Source organism: Streptomyces sp. NPDC060049 (genome assembly GCF_042736715.1).
Taxonomy (GTDB): Bacteria; Actinomycetota; Actinomycetes; order Streptomycetales; family Streptomycetaceae; genus Streptomyces.
In genome coordinates this window covers 277,898-294,897 of record NZ_JBHWVV010000008.1, presented here as the reverse complement: position 1 = coordinate 294,897, position 17,000 = coordinate 277,898, and the positions used below count along the sequence as shown (strand labels likewise).

The window sequence follows — 17,000 nt, the reverse complement described above, 5'->3', positions numbered from 1 at the left end:
GGGTCACCCCGACGCCGGGGGCTGCCAGGAGTAGCGGTGCTCGGGGCGGCCCGTCTCTCCGTAGCGCAGGGCCAGGGTGACGCGGCCGGTGCGGTCGAGGAGCTTGAGGTAGCGCTGGGCGGTCTGACGGCTGATGCCCGCGCGATCGGCGATCTGCTGGGTGGAGAGGGGCCCTTCGGCGGCGCGCAGGATCCCGCGGACCAGCTCGGCGGTCGTGGGGGAGTGGCCCTTGGGCAGGTCGTTGGGGGCGCCGGCCGCGGCGAGGGCGCCGAAGATGCGGTCCACCTCCGCCTGTTCGGCCTCGCCGCCCGTGTCCAGGGTGCGGCGCAGGGCACCGTAGGCCTCCAGGCGGGTGCGCAGGCCCGCGAAGGTGAAGGGCTTGACCAGGTACTGGAGGGCGCCGAGACGCATCGCGGCCTGGACGGTGGCCAGGTCGCGGGCGGCCGTCACCATGATCACGTCGGTGAGCTGCCCGCGTTCGCGCAGGCGGCGCACCAGGTCCAGGCCGTTGCCGTCCGGGAGGTAGTGGTCCAGGAGGATCAGGTCCACCGGGCGGGAGTCGAGGAACGCGAGGGCCTCCGCCGTCGAATGGGCTCGGCCCGACACGCGGAAGCCGGGAACCTTCGCCACATAGGCCGCGTTGATCCGGGCAACACGCATGTCGTCGTCGACGACCAATACGTCGAAATCACCGCACGTGCCGGACATCCCGCTCCGGGCCTCGTTCATCGCAGGGCCTCCGGGAGCACGACGGAGAATTCCGCCCCTCCGTCCGCTGCCTCGCCGACCCGGACCGTGCCGCCCTGCCGCTCCGCCAGGCGCCGCACCAGCGCGAGACCGAGCCCGCGCTCACGGTGGGCCCGGGGCTGCTTGGTCGACCAGCCCTCGGTGAAGATCTCCTCGCGGCGCGCTTCCGGGACGCCGGGGCCGCTGTCGCGGACCAGCAGTACCGCCGTGCGGCCTTCCGCCCGGATGTCGACCTCGACCAGCGGCGCGAGCGAGCCCACGGCCGCGTCCAGGGCGTTGTCGACCAGGTTGCCGACGATGGTGACCAGCCCGCCCGGGTCGACGAGGCGGTCGGGCAGCAGGGCGCGGTCGGCCAGGCGCAGCGGGACGCCGCGTTCGGCCGCGACCGTGGCCTTGCCGACCAGCAGCGCGGCGAGCAGCGGGTCGTGGATCTTCTCGGTGACCTGTTCGGCGGTGCTGCGGTGCACCCCGACGACCTCCGTCACGAACTCCACCGCCTCCTCGTACAGGCCCAGCTCCAGCAGTCCGAGGAGGGTGTGGAGCCGGTTGGCGTGCTCGTGGTCCTGGGCCCGCAGGGCGTCGATCAGGCCCTTGGTGGAGTCGAGCTCGCGGCCCAGGTGCTCCAGCTCGGTGCGGTCGCGCAGGGTGGCCACGGCGCCGCCGTCCTCGGTGGGCATCCGGTTGGCGACCAGGACCCGTGGGCCCTGGACGGTGAGCAGGTCGTGGCCGGTGACGCGGCCCGCCAGGACGTCGGTGGTACGGCCCGCGCCCAGTACGTCGTCCAGCGCGCGCCCCGCGACGGCGCCGGCCGTGTCGGGCGCGAGGCCCAGCAGCCGGGCAGCCTCGTCGTTGACCAGCCGGACCCGGCCGTCCCGGTCGAGGGCGATCACGCCCTCGCGGATGGAGTGCAGCATCGCCTCGCGCTCGGCGAGGAGGCCCGCGATGTCGGAGAAGGCCAGGTCCCGGGTCTGGCGGTGGATCCGGCGGGAGAGCAGGTAGGCGGCGAGGGCCCCCGCCGCCAGGGCGCCGCCCGCGTACGCGAGCAGGCCCGGGATGGCGCCGAGCAGGCGGTCGCGGACGCTGTCGTAGGCGATGCCGACCGAGACGGCACCGACGATCTCGCCGTCGGCGGCGAGCAGCGGGACCTTGCCCCGCGCGGAGCGGCCCAGCGTGCCCTGGTCGATCTCCATGACCTCGCGGCCCGCCAGGGCGTCGCCCGGGTCGGTGGAGACGGGCCGGCCGATCCGGTCGGGGCTCGGGTGCGAGCGGCGGATCCCGGCCGGGTCGATGACGACCACGTACTGCGCGCCCGTGGCCCGGCGGATCCGTTCGGCCGAGGCCTGTACAGGGCCGTCCGGGGCCGGGCCGGAGCCGAGGAGGCCGGCGGCCAGCGCCGGGTCGGCCGCCGCGCTCTGGGCGATGGCCAGTGCACGCCGCATGGCCTGGTCGTCGAGCTGTGCGCTCAGAGGGGCCAGGAAGAGCCCGGTGGCCAGGGCGAGCACCCCGGCGGCGATGGCCAGCTGGGTCAGCAGGATTTGCGAGACGGCCCGTCTTGGCAGCCCGAGGCGCCGAGCGCTCATGTGGAGGAACCGCATGAGTAGGCACCGTAGGGCGCTTCGGGCGTAAGTGGAATTCACCTCCTCTACGCAAATGGCTTGCGTTATTTGCGGCCAGCTTGCGCAAGCGATGACAGCGGGAATGTGGTGTCAAAGCCGTAGACGACTCGGCAGAGCTCTGCAATTCTCGCGCTGCACACCGCAAATTTCTATCTCCCATGGTTCAGAAAGTTCATGTCGAGGGACGAGGACATATGAGAAGGCACACCTGGAGATGGCAGGCCCTGGCCGCCTTGATCAGCACGGCCTTGCTGATGCTGGGCTGGCCCGCTCTCGACGCCGCGGCCGCCGGCGGACCGAGCGCCTCGGCGGGCCGGCCCGCCACCGCGAGCAGTACCAACGGCGGCTACACGGCCGCCAACGTCACCGACGGCAACCAGTCCTCGTACTGGGAGAGCGCCGGGGGCGCCTTGCCACAGTGGGTGCAGACCGACCTCGGATCCACCACCCGGATCGACCAGGTGGTGCTCAAGCTCCCCGCCGCCTGGGAGAGCCGCAACCAGACCCTGTCCGTCCAGGGCAGCGCCGACGGCACCAGCTACAGCACCCTGGTGAGCTCGGCGACGTACACCTTCGGCCAGGGCGGAGGGAACGTGGTCACCATCGGCTTCCCCGCCTCCCAGACCCGGTACGTGCGGATCGACATCACCGCCAACACCGGCTGGCAGGCCGCCCAGCTCTCCGAGCTGGAGGTCCGCGCGCCCGGTGCGTCAGGAGCCAACCTGGCACTCGGCAAGACGCTGACCGCGAGCAGCAACACCCAGGCCTACGTGGCGGGCAACGCCAACGACGGCAACACGGCCAGCTACTGGGAGAGCGGCAACAATGCCATGCCCCAGTGGATCCAGGCCGATCTCGGCTCCTCCGTCCGCGTGGACCGGGTGGTCCTCAGGCTGCCCGAGAACTGGGGTGCCCGCACCCAGACCCTCACGATCCAGGGCAGTGCCAACGGCACGGACTACACGGACCTGACGGCGTCCAAGGCGTACGAGTTCAACGCCGCCGGCGCGAACGCGGTGACCATCGCCTTCGACGCCACCACCACCCGCTACCTGCGCGTGTGGATATCGCTGAACTCCGTACAACCCGGCGGACAGCTCTCCGAGCTGGAGGTCTACGGTCCGACGACCGGCGACACCCAGGCGCCGACCGCCCCCGCCGCGCTCGGCTACAGCGAACCCGCCACCGGTCAGATCAAGCTCACCTGGAACGCCTCCACCGACAACACCGGCGTCACCGGCTACGACGTCTACGCCAACAACCAGCTGCGCACCAGCGTCGCGGGCAACGCCACCACCTACACGGACACCCAGCCCGCCTCCGCGAGCGTCACGTACTACGTCCGGGCCAAGGACGCGGCCGGCAACCAGTCGGCGAACAGCAACAGCGTCACCCGCGCCGGCGAAGCCGGTGACACCCAGGCCCCGACGGCCCCGGGCTCCCTGGCCCTCACCGAGCCGGCGTCCGGCCAGATCAAGCTGACCTGGCAGGCCTCCACCGACAACGTCGGCGTCAGCGGCTACGAGGTGTTCGCCGACAACGTGCCGCTCACCACGGTCGCCGGCAGCGTCACCACCTACACCGACAGCCGGCCGGCCGGCGCCACCGTGAGCTATTTCGTCCGCGCCAAGGACGCGGCGGGCAACCGCTCCGGCGACAGCAACTCCGTGACCCGCAACGGCAGCGGGGGCGGCGGCTCCAACCTGGCCGTCGGCAAGCCCATCACCGGCTCCTCCGTGATCCACACCTTCGTCGCGGAGAACGCCAACGACAACAGCACCAGCACCTACTGGGAGGGCGCCGGCGGCGCCTACCCCAGCACCCTGACCGTCGCGCTCGGCGCTAACGCCGACGTGGACCGCCTGGTCCTCAAGCTCAACCCGGACAGCAGCTGGGGCGCCCGCACCCAGAACATCCAGGTCCTCGGCCGCGAGCAGAGCGCCCCGGGCGTCACCGGCCTGGTCGCCGCCAAGGACTACGTCTTCAACCCTGCCTCCGGCGCCAACACCGTCACCATCCCCGTGAACGCCCGCGTCGCCGACGTCCAACTGCGCTTCACCTCCAACACCGGCTCCTCCAACGGCCAGATCGCCGAGTTCCAGATCCTCGGCGTCCCGGCGCCCAATCCGGACCTCCAGGTCACGGCCCTCAGCGCCAGTCCGGCGTCGCCCGTCGAGTCGGACGCCGTCACCCTGTCCGCCACCGTCAAGAACAGCGGCCCGGCTCCGGCGCCCGCGACCGCCGTCTCCTTCCAGCTCGGTGGTTCCAAGACCGCCACCGCCAACGTGCCGGCGCTGGCCGCCGGCGCCACGGCGACCGTCACCGCCGGCATCGGCCCGCGCGACGCCGGCACCTACCCCCTGAGCGCGATCGTCGACGAGGCCGACACGGTCGTCGAGCAGAACGACACCAACAACACCTTCACCGGCTCCCCGCTCGTGGTCAGGCCGGTCGACAGTTCGGACCTGGTGGCCTCGGCCGTCGGCTGGTCACCGAGCGCCCCCTCCGCCGGCCAGTCGGTGGACTTCTCCGTCACGGTCAGGAACCAGGGCACGGTGGCGGCCGCCCCGGGCACGCACAACGTCACCCTCACCCTGCAGGACGCGGGCGGCGCCACCGTCCGTACGCTGACCGGCTCCTTCGGCGGAGCGCTCGCGGCCGGCGCCTCCACGGCCCCCGTCCCGCTCGGCAACTGGACGGCGGCCAACGGCAAGTACAGCGTCAAGGTGGTCCTCACCGACGACGCCAACGAACTGCCGGTCAAGCGCGGCAACAACACCTCCACCAAGCCCTTCTTCGTCGGCCGCGGGGCGAACATGCCCTTCGACACGTACGAGGCGGAGGACGGCGTCGTCGGTGGCGGGGCCAACGTCGTGGGACCCAACCGCACCATCGGCGACATCGCCGGCGAGGCCTCGGGCCGCAGGGCCGTGAACCTCGACGCGACGGGCGAGTACGTCGAGTTCACCACCCGCGCCGCCACCAACACCCTGGTCACCCGCTTCTCCATCCCGGACGCCCCGGGCGGCGGCGGCATCGACTCCACCATCAACGTCTACGTCAACGGCGTCCTCAAGAAGGCCCTGCCGCTGACCTCGAAGTACGCCTGGCTCTACGGCGCCGAGGCGGGCCCCGGCAACGCGCCGAGCGCCGGCGCCCCGCGGCACATCTACGACGAGGCCAACATCCTGCTCGGCGAGACCGTCCCGCAGGGCAGCCGGATCCGGCTCCAGAAGGACGCGGCCAACACCTCCACTTACGCGATCGACTTCGTGAGCCTGGAACAGGCCACGGTGATCCCCAACCCCGATCCGGCGACCTACACCGTGCCCGCCGGATTCACCCACCAGGACGTGCAGAACGCCCTGGACAAGGTCCGCATGGACACCACGGGCAAGCTCGTGGGCGTCTACATGCCGCCGGGCGACTACCAGACGGCCAGCAAGTTCCAGGTGTACGGCAAGGCCGTGCAGGTCGTCGGGGCCGGACCGTGGTTCACCCGCTTCCACGCCCCGGCCTCGCAGGACAACACCGACAACGGCTGGCGCGCCGAGGGCGCCGCGAAGGGTTCTTCCTTCTCGGGCTTCGCCCACTTCGGCAACTACACCTCGCGCATCGACGGCCCGGGCAAGGTCTTCGACTTCTCGGGCGTCACCGACATGACCATCGACAACATCTGGGACGAGCACACGGTGTGCCTCTACTGGGGCGCCAACACGGACCGGATCACCATCAAGAACTCCCGGATCCGCGACACCTTCGCCGACGGCATCAACATGACCAACGGCAGCACGGACAACCTCGTCGCCAACAACGAGGCGCGCTCCACGGGTGACGACAGCTTCGCGCTGTTCTCCGCGATCGACGCGGGCGGCGCGGACATGAAGAACAACCTCTACGAGAACCTGACCGCGATCCTGACCTGGCGCGCGGCCGGTGTCGCCGTCTACGGCGGCTTCAACAACACCTTCCGCAACGTCTACATCGCCGACACCCTCGTCTACTCGGGCATCACGATCAGTTCGCTGGACTTCGGGTACCCGATGAACGGTTTCGGAACCGATCCGACGACCTTCGAGAACATCTCGATCGTCCGCTCCGGAGGCCACTTCTGGGGAGCCCAGACCTTCCCCGGAATCTGGATCTTCTCGGCTTCCAAGGTGTTCCAGGGAATCCGGATCGACAACGTCGACATCATCGATCCGACGTACAGCGGCATCATGTTCCAGACGCAATACCTCGGAGGCCAGCCGGTCAATCCCATCAAGGACACCGTCCTCAAGGACATCACCATCACGGGGGCGAAGAAGAGCGGCGACGCCTTCGACGCCAAGTCCGGGTTCGGTCTCTGGGCGAACGAGATGCCGGAGACGGGGCAGGGTCCGGCGGTCGGTGAGGTCACCATCCAGAACCTGAGGATGAGCGACAACGCCGTGGACGTGCGGAACGCGACCTCGACGTTCAAGATCAACCGTCTGCCGTAGCGGGAGGCGGGTTCGAGAGCCGGACCGAGGACGCGGCGGGGCGAACCCTTCGGGACGCCCCGCCGCTGCTCGGCGTGGCCACCGAGCAGCCTGGTCGCAGGGGGTTCCGCGCCGGATCGCGATGGGCCAAACTGACCGTAATCGAGCTGCAAGGAACTTGCATTTCTTGCGCTACTCTTGCGCTCATGACGCGACGACTTGCTCAAGTAGCGAAGAAGGTGGGGGTCAGCGAGGCAACGGTCAGCCGGGTGCTCAACGGCAAGCCGGGCGTCTCGGACGCGACCCGCCAGTCCGTGCTCACCGCCCTGGACGTCCTCGGCTACGAGCGCCCCACCCAGCTGCGCGGCGAGCGCGCCCGGCTGGTCGGCCTGGTCCTGCCGGAACTCCAGAACCCGATCTTCCCGGCGTTCGCCGAGGTCATCGGCGGTGCGCTGGCCCAGCAGGGACTGACCCCCGTGCTCTGCACGCAGACCACCGGCGGAGTCTCCGAGGCCGACTACGTCGAGCTCCTGCTCCAGCAGCAGGTCTCGGGCGTCGTCTTCGCCGGCGGACTGTTCGCGCAGGCCGACGCCCCGCACGAGCACTACCGGCTGCTCCACGACCGCAAGGTCCCGGTGGTGCTGATCAACGCCTCGATAGAGGATCTCGGCTTCCCGTGCGTGTCCTGCGACGACGCCGTCGCGGTCGAGCAGGCCTGGCGCCACCTGGCCTCGCTCGGCCACGAGCGCATCGGCCTCGTGCTGGGTCCGCCCGACCACATCCCCTCCCTGCGCAAGCTCGTGGCCGCCCAGACGGTCGCCGCGGCGGCCGGTACCGAGCTGCCCGCCGAGCACGTGGAGCGGACGCTGTTCTCGCTGGAGGGCGGCCACGCGGCCACGTCGCGACTGCTGGACCGGGGAGTGACGGGCATCATCTGCGCGAGCGACCCGCTGGCCCTGGGTGCCATCCGGGCGGCCCGCCGCCGGGGGCTGTCCGTACCCGGAGAGGTCTCCGTCGTCGGGTACGACGACTCGGCCTTCATGAACTGCACCGAGCCTCCTCTGACCACCGTCCGGCAGCCCATCGAGGCCATGGGCCGGGCGGCCGTGGAGCTGCTCACCGCCCAGATCCAGGGGGCCGCCGTGCAACCCGGCGAGCTGCTCTTCGAGCCGGAACTCGTCGTGCGCGGATCCACGGCACAGGTGCCGCGCCCCCGGGGCGCGTAACTCGCACCCTCTCCCGGCGCTCGAACACAGGGCCCCGAAACGTCTTGCTGACGTTTCGGGGCCCTGTTTTGCGTTCTCTGCCGGACGTGTCCGTCGGCGCGTTGCCAATCCCTTGCGAAATATGCGCGGGATATTGCGTCCATCTGACGGTGGTGGTTGAGTGTGCCGCGCTCGCCCCGTACCGCCCCGACACCGCCCCACGCCTCCTGCTCGATGCTCGAAGGGGACCACCGATGAGAACCAACATCCGCCGCACCACCGCGGCCGCACTCGTCTCGGCGCTCGCCGTCACCGCCCTCGCGGCCTGCGGTACGAGCAGTGATGGAGACGACGCCCAGAACCAGCCGTCCGGCGGTTCCTCGGACGCCTCCGCGCCGCTCGACCCGAAGACCAAGGTCACCATCTCGATGGACTGCATGCCGCCCGCGGCGAAGGCGGCCGAGCTCAAGCAGTGGAAGGAGGACGTCGCGGCGTTCAACAAGACCTACCCGAACGTCACGATCGAGGGCCGTTCGACCCCCGGCCAGTGCCTGGAGCCCCCGCGCTTCACGGCGATGCTCAAGGCCAAGTCGCAGCCGGACGTGTTCTACGCCTACTTCACCGACCTCAAGCAGGTGCTGGACAACGACGGCGCCGAGGACATCTCGGCCTACGTCACCGCCGCGTCGGTTCCCGGCTTCGCCGACATCGACAAGCACGTCACCGACACCCTCAAGCAGGACGGCAAGCTCTACGCCCTGCCCACCAGCAACTACACGATGGGCCTGCTGATCAACCGCAGGCTCTTCCAGCAGGCGGGCCTCGACCCGGACCAGCCGCCGCGCACCTGGGACGAGGTCCGCGCGGCAGCCAAGAAGATCGCGGCGCTCGGCAACGGCACCGCCGGCTACGGCGAGTACAGCGTCGAGAACACCGGGGGCTGGCACTTCACCGCCGCGATGTACGGGCTGGGGGGCGACGTCGTCGGCGCCGACGGCAAGGCGGCCTTCAACAACCCGACCGGCAAGCAGGTCGTCGACAACCTCCACGCCATGCGCTGGGACGACGACAGCATGGGCAAGACGCAGCTGCTCAAGTGGGGCGACCTGCAGAAGCAGATGGCCTCGGACAAGCTCGGCATGTTCCTCGCCGCGCCCGACGACATCACCTACATGGTCCAGCAGCTCGCCGCCAAGTACGAGAACTTCGGCATGGGCCCCATCCCGGGCGGCGCCGCGACGCCGGCCGGCGGCAACGGCTACATGATCAAGAAGGGCAGTTCGCCCGACAAGATCAAGGCTGCCGTCGCCTGGCTGAACTTCAAGACGCTATCGGTCGGCAAGGGGCAGTTCGAGTACGACCGCAGCAAGGCCGACGGCCTGCCGGTCGGGCTTCCGCAGCCCGCCTTCTTCACCGGCGCCAGCAAAGCCGAGGACGACGCGCTCAAGGCCGCCAACGCCACCATGCCGGTCGTCAACTTCAAGCCCTTCCTGGACAACCCCGTGCCCGGCAAGGCCGAGCCGGTGAAGGCCCAGGAGGTCTACAAGGTCCTCGACAAGGTGATGTCGGGCGTCCTGACGAACAAGGACGCCGACTCTGCGCAGCTCCTCGCGGAGGCCGAGAAGGCCGTCAACCAGGTGCTGGCCAACCAGTAGCGGACCGGCCGGGGGAGTTCCGGGCGGCCTCCCCGGCCCGGACCCGCCCTGCCGCCCGTACCCGCATACTCGGCCCACGGCTTTCTGATCGGCGCCGTCCTCTGCTTCTCCTTCTTCTCCTGGTACCCGATGGTCCGGGAGTTCCTGCTGGCCTTCCAGAAGACCGAGGGCGGCACGGTCCGCTGGGTCGGCTGGGACAACTTCCGCTACGTCTTCGACGATCCGGCCTTCTGGCAGGCCTGGCGCAACACCCTGCTCTTCACCGGGCTCGCGCTGGTCCTCGGCTTCGTCGTCCCGTTCGTCGTCTCGATCGTGCTCAACGAGTTCCGGCACGCACAGGGTTATCTGCGGCTGCTGGTCTACCTGCCGGTGATGATGCCGCCCGTGGCCTCGATCCTGCTCTTCAAGTACTTCTACGATCCCGGCTACGGCGTCTTCAACAAAGCCCTGGAATTCCTGCACCTGCCGGCGCAAGACTGGCTGCAATCCACCGACACGGCGATGCTCTCCGTCGTCATCGCTTCCACGTGGATGAACATGGGCGGCGCGACCCTGATCTACCTGGCCGCCCTCCAGGGCGTCCCCGGCGAGCTCTACGAGGCCGCCGAGCTCGACGGGGCCGGAGTGCTGCAGAAGATCTGGCACGTCACCATCCCGCAGACCAAGCTGATCCTCTCGCTGATGCTGCTCATGCAGATCATCGCCACGATGCAGGTGTTCGTCGAACCCTTCATGCTGACCGGCGGCGCCGGCCCCGAGGGATCGACCACCACCGTCGTCGTCCTCATCTACCAGTACGCCTTCAGCTTCAACCAGTACGGCGGCGCCGCGGCCCTGGGCCTGTGCCTGCTCGTCCTGCTCGCCGGCTTCTCCGCCGTGTACGTCCGGCTGAGCCGCGACAACGAGAACTGACGGGAGCGCCTCACATGGCAGAGCGCACGCTGATATCACCGGCCCAACTCGGCCGCACCCGCGGCAAGATCCTCTACTGGACCGCCCTGGCCCTGGTCGTCGCCGGCTTCACGATCGTCTTCCTCGGGCCCCTCTACTGGATGGTCGCCAACGGCCTCAAGAGCACCCGGGAATTCACCCAGGTCCCCCCGACCCTGGTGCCGGACTCCCTGCACGCCGAGAACTACTCGGCGGCCTGGAAGGTCATGGACCTCGCCGAGCTGCTGTTCAACACCCTCTACTACGCCTTGGGCGCGCTGGCCTTCCAGCTCGTCCTCGACGTGGCCGCCGCGTATTCGCTGTCCAAGCTCCGGCCCGTCTTCGGCAAAGCCGTCCTCGGCATGATGCTGGCGACCTTGATGATCCCGGCAACCGTCCTCGTCGTACCGCAGTACCTGACGGTCCTGGACATGCCGATCATCGAGCGCAACCTGCTCAACACGCCCTGGGTGATCTGGCTGCCCTCCGTCACGAACGCCTTCAGCATCTTCCTGTTGAAACGATTCTTCGACTCCATCCCCGGCGAGATCCTCGACGCCGCCGCCATCGACGGGGCCTCCGCCCTGCGCACCCTGCGCTCCGTGGTCCTGCCGATGTCCCGGCCCGTTCTCGGCGTCGTATCGATCTTCGCCGTCGTCGGGGTCTGGAAAGACTTCCTCTGGCCCATGCTCACCCTCCCCGACCCGGCCCTTCAGACGCTCAACGTCGGCATCTACTCCCTGGCCAGGGGGGTACCGGAGAACCATCTCGTCGCCGCGCTCGCGATGGCCTCGGCGCCCACGCTCGTCATCTTCCTGATCTTCCAGCGCAACATCATGAGCGGCCTGACGGCAGGCTCCCTCAAGGGGTGACCACCGCCCCGAACCGCCGCCGTGCCCGGCCGCCCCCTGTGAAAGGACCCCTCCGTGGCTGACTTTCCCCTGCCCGAGAACGCCGCCGACTGGTGGCGCTCGGCCGCCATCTACCAGGTGTACGTACGGAGCTTCGCCGACGGCGACGGGGACGGCACCGGTGACCTCGCGGGCGTCCGGGCCCGCCTCCCCTACCTCTGCGAACTGGGCGTGGACGCCCTCTGGTTCACCCCCTGGTACCTCTCCCCGCTGGCCGACGGCGGCTACGACGTCGCCGACTACCGCGCCATCGACCCCGCCTTCGGCACCCTCGCCGAAGCCGAGAAGCTCATCGCCGAGGCCCGCGAACTGGGCATCCGCACCATTGTCGACATCGTCCCGAACCACGTGTCCGACCAGCACGCCTGGTTCAAAGCGGCTCTCGCCGCCGGTCCCGGCAGCCCGGAACGCGAACTCTTCCACTTCCGCCCCGGCCGCGGCGAGCACGGCGAACTGCCGCCCGGGGACTGGCCCTCGCAGTTCAACGGCGCCGCCACCTGGACGCGGGTACCGGACGGGGAGTGGTACCTGCACCTCTTCACCCCGCAACAGCCCGACCTCAACTGGGACCACCCCGCCGTCCGCCGGGAACACGAGGAAGTCCTGCGCTTCTGGTTCGAGCGGGGAGTGTCCGGCGTACGGATCGACTCCGCGGCCCTGCTCGCCAAGGACCCGGCCCTGCCCGACCTCGCCGGCCGTCCACCCGAACCATGGACCGGCGAGGTCCACCCCTACATCGACCGGGACGACCTGCACACGATCTACCGCTCCTGGCGCGCCCTCGCCGACGACTACGGGGCCATCTTCGTCGGGGAGGTCTGGCTGCCGGACTCCGAGCGGTTCGCCCGCTACCTGCGCCCCGACGAACTGCACACCGCCTTCAACTTCTCCTTCCTCAGCTGCCCCTGGGACGCGGACCGGCTGCGCACCTCCATCGAGGAGACCCTCGCCGAGCACGCCCCCGTCGGCGCCCCGGCCACCTGGGTGCTGTGCAACCACGACGTGACCCGTACGGTCACCCGCTACGGTCGCGCCGACACCGGATTCGACTTCGCCGCCAAGGCCTTCGGGATCCCGACCGACCTCGCGCTCGGCGCGCGCCGGGCGCGCGCCGCCGCGCTGCTGACCCTCGCCCTGCCCGGCGCCGTGTACGTCTACCAGGGCGAGGAACTGGGGCTGCCCGAAGCCGAAGTACCGCTCGGCCGCATCCAGGACCCCATGCACTTCCGCTCCGGCGGCACCGACCCCGGCCGCGACGGCTGCCGGGTCCCGCTGCCGTGGACGGCCGAGCCCTGGAACGACCCCTGGCTGCCCCAGCCCGCGGACTGGCCGGCGTACGCCGCGGACCGCCAGGACGGCGACCCGGACTCGATGCTCACCCTCTACCGAACCGCTCTCGCCCTGCGCCGCGCCGCCCGCGGCTTCGGCGGCGGATCGCTGGAGTGGCTGGACGCGCAGCCCGGTGTCCTGGCCTTCACCCGCCCCGACGGGCTGGTCTGCGCGGCGAACCTCTCGCACGAGCCGGTCGCGCTGCCGGCCCACACCAGCCTCCTGCTGAGCAGTTCCGCGCTGGACGACGGCGGACGGCTTCCGCAGGACACGGCGGTCTGGCTGCGGACCTGACGCCGCAGCCGGACCGCTTTCCCGCACCACGACCGCTTTCCCGCACCACGACCGGTTTTCCCGCCCCGCGCCTGCGCCTCGCCCGCCGGGTGGTGCCGGGCGTGCCGGCCCCGGGACACCCGCCCGTCAGGGCATCGGCCGGGGCGGGCGGGGGCCCTGGTACTGGCCGCTCGGCCGCATCCGCAGCGGGCGCTCCTGGTACTCCTCCAGCGCGTGCGCGATCCAGCCGGCCGTACGCGCCACCGCGAAGACCGTTTCCCCGGCCTCCGCCGGCATCGCGCACGACACCGTGAACACCGACAACGCCAGGTCAACATTGGGGTGGAGGCCACCTCCGTGACGGGCCATCACCCCCGCCACCTGACGCGCCGCGGCGAGCGCGGGGCCGGCCTGCGCCAGCCCTTCCAGTCGAGCGAACAGCGCCGTCGCGCGGGGGTCCTCGCCCTTGTACAGCCGGTGCCCCAGCCCGGGCACCCGGCGGCCCGCGCGCAGGTACTCGCTCACCACCGGCGCCGCGTCGCCGCGTTCGAGCACTTCCACCAGCATCCGGTGCGCGAGCCGCCCGGCCGAGCCGTGCAGGGGGCCTTCGAGCGCGCCGAGCCCGGCCGAGACCGCCGCGTACGGATGTGCGCGCGCGGAGGCGGCCACCCGTACGGCAAGGGTCGACGCGGCGAGGTCGTGGTCCGTGAGCAGCGACAGCGCCAGATCCAGCACGGCCAGCGCGTCGGGATCCGGGTCCTGGGCGCAGAGCCGGGGCCACAGCTGCCGGGCGAGGCGGCCGTCCCCGCTCCACTGCGGGGGGCCCACCTCGGGCAGGGCGCCGACCAGGGTGGGGATCAGGGAGCGCGCGGAGCCCAGTACGGACTGCTCGGACAGGTCGTAGCGCAGGGGGTCCGCGACCGCGGCGGCCGCCACGGCCACCCGCAGCCGGTCGACCGGACCACTGTGCTGCGGCAGCGAGGCGACCGCCCGCCGGGCCGCGGCGAGGGCTTCCGGGGGAGCGGTGAACCGCGCCCCGCGGACCAGGGTTCCCGTCCACAGCCACTCGGCGACTTCCTCGTAGCGATACCGAGAGGCCAGCTCCACGGCGTCCACGCCCCGGAAGTAGTACCGGTCGGACTCGATCAGCGTGAGGGAGGTGCGTACGGAGAGCTCCCCGGCGGAGCCGGGCGCCGCGGCGGCCTCGCGCCGGCTGCGCAGGGCGAGGGCCTCCACCTCGCGGGCGTCGAAGCTGCTGCCGCGTCCGACGGGGTCGCGGCGGCTGGTGAGCTGGCCGCGGCTGACGTACGCGTACACCGTCGCGGGCTTCACGCCCAGCAGCTGAGCCGCTTCCTGGGTGCTGAGCCTGCGCTCACCGGCCTCTTCGTTCATGCCGTCACCCTACATATATTGATTGAATCAATATTGACAGTGATTGAGTCCATCATCGATGGTCGATCCATGGACACCACCGACGCACCCGCCGTACCCGCCGTACCTCCCGAACCCGCCGAAGCGCCTCGCGGCCTGGCGGGAGTCGTGGTCACCGAGACGCAGCTCGGCGACGTCCGAGGTCGCGAGGGCTTCTACCACTACCGCCAGTACTCGGCCGTCGAACTCGCCGGGAGCCGCACCTTCGAGGACGTGTGGCACCTCATGTTCCGCGGCGCCCTACCGGCCGCCGCCGCCGAGCGCGCCGCCTTCGCCGCCGAGATCGCCCCCCTGCGCCGGCTCCCCGCCGAGGTGCGGGGCGCCCTGCCCGCCCTGGCCCGTGCCACCGCCCCGTCCGGCCCGCTCGCCGGGCTGCGCACCGCGCTCTCCCTGCTCGGCGCCTCCGCCGGCTTCCGCCCGGTCTACGACCTCACCCCCGACCGCCGGGCCGTCGACGCCATGGCCGCCTGCGCCGCCGTACCGACCCTGCTCACCTCGCTGCACCGGCTGGGTCAGGGTCTGGAGCCGGTCGAGCCGCGCGACGACCTCCCCTACGCCGCCAACTACCTCTACATGCTGACCGGGCAGGAGCCCGACCCGGCCGAGGCCCGAGCGGTCGAGCGGTACCTGGTCTCCACCGTCGACCACGGCTTCAACGCCTCCACCTTCACCGCCCGCGTGATCGCCTCCACCGGCGCCGACGTCGCGGCCTGCCTCACCGGGGCGATCGGCGCGCTCTCCGGCCCGCTGCACGGGGGCGCCCCGAGCCGGGCCCTGGACACGCTCGACGCCATCGGCACCGCGGACCGGATCGACCCGTGGATCCGTGAGCGGGTACGCGCCGGAGAGCGGATCATGGGCTTCGGGCACCCCGTCTACCGCACCGAGGACCCGCGCTCGCGGATGCTGCGCGAGATCGCCCTCGGGTTCGGCGGGCCGCTCGTGGACTTCGCCGTCGAGGTCGAGCGGCGCGTAGAGGAGATCCTCGCCGAGCTCAAGCCGGGCCGCGAGCTGCACACCAACGTGGAGTTCTACGCGGGCGTGGTCATGGAGCTGTGCGGGCTGCCGCGCGAGATGTTCACGCCGACCTTCTGCGCGGCCCGGGTGGTCGGCTGGAGCGCGAACATCCTCGAACAGGCCACCGATTCGAAGATCATCCGACCGGCCGCCCGGTACACCGGCCCTACCCCGCCTGAGCCGGTCCCCGCCCTCGGCTGACTACGATCGACCGGTGAACAGCATTCCTGTGGTCGTCCTGACCGGCTTCCTCGGATCCGGCAAGACGACCGTCCTCAACCACCTCCTCGCACACCGGGGCGGCACCCGGATCGGGGTCGTCGTCAACGACTTCGGCTCCATCGAGGTCGACGCGATGTCCGTGGCCGGCCAGGTCGGCGACTCGATGGTCTCCCTCGGCGGCGGCTGCCTGTGCTGCGCGGTCGACGGCAGCGAGCTGGACGCGTACCTGGAGAAGCTCGCCGATCCCGCTCACCGCATCGATGTGATCGTCATCGAGGCGAGCGGGCTGGCGGAGCCGCAGGAGATGGTCCGGATGCTCGTCGCCAACGAGAACCCCGCCGTCCGCTACGGCGGCATGGTGCAGATCGTCGACGCCGCGGAGTTCGACGCGACCCGGGCCCGGCACCCCGAGACCGACCGCCACCTGGCCGTCGCCGACCTGGTGGTGCTCAACAAGACCGACCGCGTCGACGCCGCGGAACGGGCCGGGATCGAGGGCGCTCTCGCCGGGCTCTGCGCGCCGGGGATCCCGGTCGTCGGCGCGGACCACGGGCGGGTCGACCCGGAGCTGCTCTTCGAGCGCCGGCCGTGGACCGAGACGCGCGGGCAGCTGTCCTTCGAGGACCTGCTGGCGCAGTCACACGGCCACGAACACGACCACGACCACGAACACGACCACGACCACGACCACGACCACGAGCACGGTGGTGATCGCGGCCGTGATCACGCGCGCCACGTGCACGCGGTCTACGACAGCACGGAGTTCGTGTCCGAGCAGGCCCTCAGCCCGCGCCGGTTCATCGACTTCCTCGACCGCCGCCCGGCCGGGCTCTACCGGATCAAGGGCTTCGTCTACTTCGGCGTGCCCGGCCACGAGGAGCGCTACGAGGTCCACGCCGTGGGCCGCTTCCTGCGCTTCGCCCCGCAGCCCTGGGGGCGGGGCGAAGCGCGCCTGACACAGCTCGTGCTGATCGGTGCGGGCACCGACGGCCCCGCCCTGCTCCGCGAACTGGAGGATTGCCGCGAAGCGGAACCGCAGCACGCCCGCCCGGAGAGCATGTGGGGCGTCCTGCGCTACGTACACCGGCCCGAGGAGCAGGAGCAGGAGCAGGAGCAGGAGCAGGAGCAGGAGCAGGAACGGGAGCAGGAGCGGGGGCCCGATCCGGAGTCCGAGGACTTCTGACGAGCCGACGGCGCCGGC

General features: G+C 70.8%; 11 protein-coding genes. 8 read left to right on the top strand and 3 right to left on the bottom strand.

All coding sequences use genetic code 11. The features are described from left to right. Positions 1–3: 3 nt before the first annotated feature. Positions 4–729: a response regulator gene (locus tag ACFWBY_RS17660; protein WP_385342119.1), complete on the bottom strand. Its 726-nt coding sequence runs from the start codon at positions 727–729 to the stop codon at positions 4–6. Continuing rightward, positions 726–2,327, bottom strand: a complete 1,602-nt coding sequence (locus ACFWBY_RS17655; protein ID WP_385342117.1) for an ATP-binding protein — start codon at positions 2,325–2,327, stop codon at positions 726–728. The genes ACFWBY_RS17660 and ACFWBY_RS17655 overlap by 4 nt, the downstream gene beginning before the upstream one ends. A 230-nt stretch (positions 2,328–2,557) precedes the next feature. On the opposite strand from ACFWBY_RS17655, the gene ACFWBY_RS17650 reads away from it, so the two are divergent. The 6 genes from ACFWBY_RS17650 to ACFWBY_RS17625 all read left to right on the top strand — a co-directional run bounded on the left by ACFWBY_RS17650 (position 2,558) and on the right by ACFWBY_RS17625 (position 13,150). Beyond that, a complete protein-coding gene (locus tag ACFWBY_RS17650) occupies positions 2,558–6,847 on the top strand; it encodes a discoidin domain-containing protein (RefSeq protein ID WP_385342115.1) in 4,290 nt (1,429 codons plus the stop codon). A 185-nt stretch (positions 6,848–7,032) separates the two neighbouring features. Then, the gene (locus ACFWBY_RS17645) at positions 7,033–8,052 is read left to right on the top strand and encodes a LacI family DNA-binding transcriptional regulator (RefSeq protein WP_385342113.1); all 1,020 of its coding nucleotides are present in this window, start codon (positions 7,033–7,035) and stop codon (positions 8,050–8,052) included. Positions 8,053–8,285: 233 nt separating this feature from the next. After that, positions 8,286–9,686 (top strand): ABC transporter substrate-binding protein, encoded by a 1,401-nt coding sequence (locus tag ACFWBY_RS17640; RefSeq protein WP_385342111.1) that lies wholly within the window; start codon positions 8,286–8,288, stop codon positions 9,684–9,686. Positions 9,687–9,734: 48 nt separating this feature from the next. After that, positions 9,735–10,598 carry a carbohydrate ABC transporter permease gene (locus ACFWBY_RS17635; protein WP_385342131.1) on the top strand — a complete coding sequence of 288 codons (864 nt, stop codon included), beginning with the start codon at positions 9,735–9,737 and terminating at the stop codon, positions 10,596–10,598. 14 nt (positions 10,599–10,612) lie between these two features. After that, on the top strand, positions 10,613–11,488 hold the full coding sequence (locus tag ACFWBY_RS17630; protein WP_385342109.1) for a carbohydrate ABC transporter permease: 876 nt from the start codon (positions 10,613–10,615) through the stop codon (positions 11,486–11,488). 54 nt (positions 11,489–11,542) lie between these two features. Then, on the top strand, positions 11,543–13,150 hold the full coding sequence (locus tag ACFWBY_RS17625) for a glycoside hydrolase family 13 protein (RefSeq protein WP_385342107.1): 1,608 nt from the start codon (positions 11,543–11,545) through the stop codon (positions 13,148–13,150). Between the two features lie 126 nt (positions 13,151–13,276). Here the strand turns inward: ACFWBY_RS17625 and ACFWBY_RS17620 are convergent, their stop codons facing one another. Then, entirely contained in the window at positions 13,277–14,521 is a 1,245-nt protein-coding gene (locus tag ACFWBY_RS17620; protein ID WP_385342105.1) for a citrate synthase, read from the bottom strand. Positions 14,522–14,590: 69 nt separating this feature from the next. Here ACFWBY_RS17620 and ACFWBY_RS17615 point away from each other — a divergent pair, with 69 nt between their 5' ends. Next, on the top strand, positions 14,591–15,778 hold the full coding sequence (locus ACFWBY_RS17615) for a citrate synthase (RefSeq protein ID WP_385342103.1): 1,188 nt from the start codon (positions 14,591–14,593) through the stop codon (positions 15,776–15,778). Between the two features lie 13 nt (positions 15,779–15,791). Then, a complete protein-coding gene (locus ACFWBY_RS17610) occupies positions 15,792–16,982 on the top strand; it encodes a CobW family GTP-binding protein (RefSeq protein ID WP_385342101.1) in 1,191 nt (396 codons plus the stop codon). Positions 16,983–17,000 lie beyond the last annotated feature (18 nt).

Coding starts and splice junctions, on each gene's coding strand:
- ACFWBY_RS17660 (WP_385342119.1), bottom strand. CDS start 729: ATGAACGAGGCCCGGAGCGGGATGTCCGGCACGTGCGGTGATTTCGAC.
- ACFWBY_RS17655 (WP_385342117.1), bottom strand. CDS start 2,327: ATGAGCGCTCGGCGCCTCGGGCTGCCAAGACGGGCCGTCTCGCAAATC.
- ACFWBY_RS17650 (WP_385342115.1), top strand. CDS start 2,558: ATGAGAAGGCACACCTGGAGATGGCAGGCCCTGGCCGCCTTGATCAGC.
- ACFWBY_RS17645 (WP_385342113.1), top strand. CDS start 7,033: ATGACGCGACGACTTGCTCAAGTAGCGAAGAAGGTGGGGGTCAGCGAG.
- ACFWBY_RS17640 (WP_385342111.1), top strand. CDS start 8,286: ATGAGAACCAACATCCGCCGCACCACCGCGGCCGCACTCGTCTCGGCG.
- ACFWBY_RS17630 (WP_385342109.1), top strand. CDS start 10,613: ATGGCAGAGCGCACGCTGATATCACCGGCCCAACTCGGCCGCACCCGC.
- ACFWBY_RS17620 (WP_385342105.1), bottom strand. CDS start 14,521: ATGAACGAAGAGGCCGGTGAGCGCAGGCTCAGCACCCAGGAAGCGGCT.
- ACFWBY_RS17615 (WP_385342103.1), top strand. CDS start 14,591: ATGGACACCACCGACGCACCCGCCGTACCCGCCGTACCTCCCGAACCC.